This window comes from Nocardia sp. PLKS1-43 (genome assembly GCF_059510335.1).
The window spans coordinates 1-3,914 of sequence record NZ_JCAJZQ010000035.1 but is presented as its reverse complement, the minus strand read 5'-3'; the positions used below and the strand labels follow the sequence as shown (position 1 = coordinate 3,914).

General features: G+C 65.9%; 5 protein-coding genes. 3 read left to right on the top strand and 2 right to left on the bottom strand.

Going from position 1 to position 3,914, the window contains the following annotated elements; all coding sequences use genetic code 11:
- The 3 genes from AC5WS7_RS40490 to AC5WS7_RS40480 form a co-directional block, all read left to right on the top strand.
- A partial coding sequence (locus AC5WS7_RS40490; RefSeq protein WP_495959970.1) for a C40 family peptidase occupies positions 1 to 382 on the top strand: 382 nt, incomplete at its 5' end.
- A 73-nt stretch (positions 383 to 455) separates the two neighbouring features.
- A complete protein-coding gene (locus tag AC5WS7_RS40485) occupies positions 456 to 1,868 on the top strand; it encodes an alpha/beta hydrolase (RefSeq protein ID WP_495959969.1) in 1,413 nt (470 codons plus the stop codon).
- Between the two features lie 10 nt (positions 1,869 to 1,878).
- Positions 1,879 to 2,346 carry a hypothetical protein gene (locus AC5WS7_RS40480; RefSeq protein WP_495959968.1) on the top strand — a complete coding sequence of 156 codons (468 nt, stop codon included), beginning with the start codon at positions 1,879 to 1,881 and terminating at the stop codon, positions 2,344 to 2,346.
- Here the strand turns inward: AC5WS7_RS40480 and AC5WS7_RS40475 are convergent.
- Positions 2,340 to 3,527 (bottom strand): transglycosylase SLT domain-containing protein, encoded by a 1,188-nt coding sequence (locus tag AC5WS7_RS40475; RefSeq protein ID WP_495959967.1) that lies wholly within the window; start codon positions 3,525 to 3,527, stop codon positions 2,340 to 2,342. The two genes, AC5WS7_RS40480 and AC5WS7_RS40475, sit on opposite strands and share 7 nt — an antisense overlap.
- Positions 3,527 to 3,914: transglycosylase SLT domain-containing protein (locus AC5WS7_RS40470; RefSeq protein ID WP_495959966.1), on the bottom strand; the 388-nt coding region annotated here is incomplete at its 5' end. The genes AC5WS7_RS40470 and AC5WS7_RS40475, both read right to left, overlap by 1 nt.

Here is a 3,914-nt window from a genome sequence, read left to right as displayed (position 1 = left end):
GATGCCCAGCGGTATCGGAGCTTCCCCCGCAGCGCAGAAGGCTATTCAAGTTGCCCTGTCCGAAGTGGGAAAACCGTATGTCTGGGGCGGTTCCGGGCCGAATGTGTTCGATTGCTCCGGGCTCACGTCCTATGCCGCCCGGGCGGCGGGTGTGAACATCCCGAGGACTGCGGATCGACAGTATCAGGAACTTCCGAAGGTGAATCCGGCGAATATCCAGCCCGGCGATCTGATATTCCCCGACTCCGAATTCAACAACGGCAGCCCCGGGCACGTCATGATGTATATCGGCAACGGCCGGTGCGTCGAAGCTCCGCATACCGGAGCGGATGTGCGGGTCGTCTCGCTGCCGAGTAGCTTCCACGCCAGTCGCTGGACGTGATCGGGTGCCTGGGAGACCGCGATCACGTGATATCGCGATGTGACCAGGCGGGCGAGGAGGGCCCGACCGCGGTATGAACAGAGACCGTTCGGATCAGGTCTACAAGTGGTTGATCCAGGCGCACAGGGCACGGGCGCAAGCGATTCTTCGCGACCGGGCCGCCACGCTGTCCGGTGAGATGCGGATTCTCGGGTCCGAGATCAGTGAGGGGCTCACTTCCGCCGCGGAGACGGTGGCCGAGGGGCTGCTGCGACGGTCCAGTCGTCTGCTCCGGCGTGTCCGGGACGATGATGTCGGGGCGGACGCCGAGTCCAGCCTGCTCGGGCGACTCGGCAGCGTCGAGGAGGGGCGCGCCAAACTCCCCGAGCATTTCCGACCCGAATCGACGAGTGAACGGGTCGGCGCATCTCGGGTCGAATCGCTCGAGCGCCCGGAAACGATCTTCTCGGAGGCATCGGATGTATCGGCCGCGTCGGTGCTGCCGGAAGAACCCTGGGAGCTCAATCAGTTGTGGTCCACGTTGTCGCGAGACGATAAGCTGACCCTGTGGTCGGATGAGCCCACCATCGGAAATCGTGACGGAATTCCGCAGCGGGATCGGGATATTCTCAATCGCCTGCACCTCGAGGAAATGCGCAAGACCGCGGAGCAGAGCAACGACACCGAAGCCCTCGACATCTGCAACAGGATCACGAACGCCATCGGACCCGAAGGCGACCATTATCTGCTGTATCTGGACAAAGATTTCAACACGGTGGTCAGCGACGCAGATATGGATACCGCCAAATACAAGATGACGTATGTGGTCGGCGCGGGGTCCGCGCCGCTCAAGGCGAGCTCGGTCGGAGTAACCGATACGCTGAGTCAAGCCGCGAGGCGGATGAGCGCGGATCCGGACGCCACCGTCGCGACCGCACGATGGCAGGCATACCGGCGGCCCGATGGCGGCGTAGAGGTTCGCAGTGCGTCGTTCGCGGAGAATGCCGCGCCGAAGCTGCGTCGATTTCAGGAGGGTCTGCTGGTTACCCATCAGGGCGAGAGCGCCCCGTTGTCGACCATGGTCGGACACTCTTACGGCACCCGGGTCATCGGCGAAGCCGCGCGGGCGGATGCGGTGGGTCCGGAAGGGCTGTATGCGGATCAACTGGTATTCACCGGCAGTGTGGGAACCGGTGTCGACCACGTCACTGATTTCAAGCTCGCCGGAGTGGATCGGATCGACAACGGCAAGCGTGTTTACGCGACCATCAAGAAATACGATCCGGCCCGGCTGTGGACGAATGAGCACGGTCCGAAGCCGACCGATCCGGCTTTCAACGCCACGGTCTTCAGCATCCCGTCCGAGCGCGGCCCGATAAGCCGGCTGGGGTTCAACTCCCAGGAACACTGGGACTACTACTACGAGGGCGACTCGAACAGCACCAACGAACTGCTGGACAAAATCGGCCTGATCGCCACCGGGCGGGGGCATCTGGTCAATGCGTAACCACCGTGGCGTGCAAGGAGAGCGGGAGGCCCGTCTGCGGTTGTACTGGTATTTCCGAGAGACCTTGCGGCTGCTGCCGCCGGAGTTGTCGCTGTCGGTCGAACATCCCGAACTCCCGCACGCGAGGTTCCGTGCGGGCATCACGCTGCCCGTCGGTGATGACGACGAGTCCGAACTGGAGAACTTCGACATCTGCTACTGGGTGGTCGGGTCCGCACCCGAGGAGTCCGATCGGCATTTCCGGGACGTCGTCCGGGTCTGGCGCGATTTGGGGTGGCCGTTGCGCGTCCATCGCGACCGCCGCCCGCGCACGACCGCTGCCCGCACGGGTGAGGGATACAGCTTCTCCGTCGCGCAGAGTGCGGAGGGTTATCTCAGTCTGTCGGGCGTTACGCCGCCGTACTACGCCGAGCCGGTCCCTGGGCGTCCGTTTCCGCCGGTGATCGAGCACCCAGGACCGGCCGGGCCGGATCAGTAGCCGACGTACGATCCGCCGTGGCGAAGTTGCACGATGCCCGGCACATCGCTCATCGAGCCATACCGATGGATCGCGTAGCGCACCCCGGCGATGATGTTGTCCACCGGATTCCAGACGTCGTGATGTCCCGGCAGTGCCCACGCGTCGAATGTCGGATCGATGGTCTGCATGAGCCCCTTCGACGGGTGGCCCGCCACGGCATTGCTGTCCCACAGGTTGATCGCGTGCGGATTGCCCGCCGACTCGTGCTGGATGATGGTGGCGATGGCCGCCGGGTCGATCTGGCTTGCGCTGTAACCGTTTTCCTGCAGCACCCGGGATGCCTCGTCGATCCATATCCGCTCGTTGCCAGAGGGCTGGGTCAACGGCGGCCCGCCCGAGCCGCCGCGGTATGCCCGGTGGTAGACGACCCGGCGCGGGGCCGTTCGCGCATCTTCGGCGTAGCGGTCGGCGAGAGCCGAAACCTGCGCCGCGGTCAGTGCGGACCCGCTCTGACCCTGGCCGAGTACCACTCCGGCGCGTTGCAGGGCGGCGTCGAGGGTGTTCATCACCTGCCGCTGTCCCACCGCCGTATCCGAGACGCTGCCCAGCGCGGTCAGGGCCGCATCGGTCTCGGCAATGATGGCGGTGAGCCGGGCCCGGCCCGCGGTGGTGGCGTCGGCGGAACCGCCCAGGAGGCGGGACAACTCGTCGTTGAGCCGCCCCATCGCGCTCACCCGTCCGGATTTGCCCTGGTTGTCCGCCGAATAGGCCGACTGCACCGCCCCGTCCCAGGCCATCGGCCCGGTCGGTCGCCAGAGTGGCACCGCAGGTGGCGAATTCGGCTGACCGGTGTCGGGATCCGGTGTGTCACTGCCGTATTGGGCGGCCATACTTGCCAGGGCGCCCATCGTGGCCGCGGCCATCGGTGCGGCGGCTCCGTACGCGGCGGTGTTCGCGCCGGGCGCTATCGGTGCGGATGTCGTTGACGCGGAAGGTGATTGGGGCGGTGCCGCGGCGGTCTCGGAACGTGCCGCCGCGGCTGCCGTGCCGACCGCCGCGGGTGCGGTGGTGGGCCCCGGCGGGCGGGGTGCGCCGGCGCGGCTGTTCCGTCGGCGGCGCGGCTCGGGGGCGGTGGTTCCCACACCGCCGTTGTGCGGACCTGCGACGCCCGGTTCCGGCGCGTCCCGCTCGGTCGGCATCAGTACCCCACATACGACCGGCCGTTACGCACGGCCACCACCCCGGGCACATTGTCGACCGAACCGTATCGGTTGATCGCGTACCGGACGCCGGCCACTATATTGTCGACCGGGTTGTAGATGTTTCCGTGCCCCGGCGCGGCCCATTCGTGAAATGTGGTGCCGGTGGTCTGCATGAGCCCTTCGGACGGATTTCCGGCCGCCGCGTTGCTGTCGGTATTGTTCACCGAGCCGGGATTTCCGCCGGATTCGTAATGAATGATCATCGCGATGGCCGACGGGTCGATCTTGCTGGTGTCGTATCCCAGCCGCTGCAAGACCTGCATGGCCTGCTGAATCCATTGTCCGACCGTGCCGCCCACTGTATTCTGCGCCGAATCCGGGACG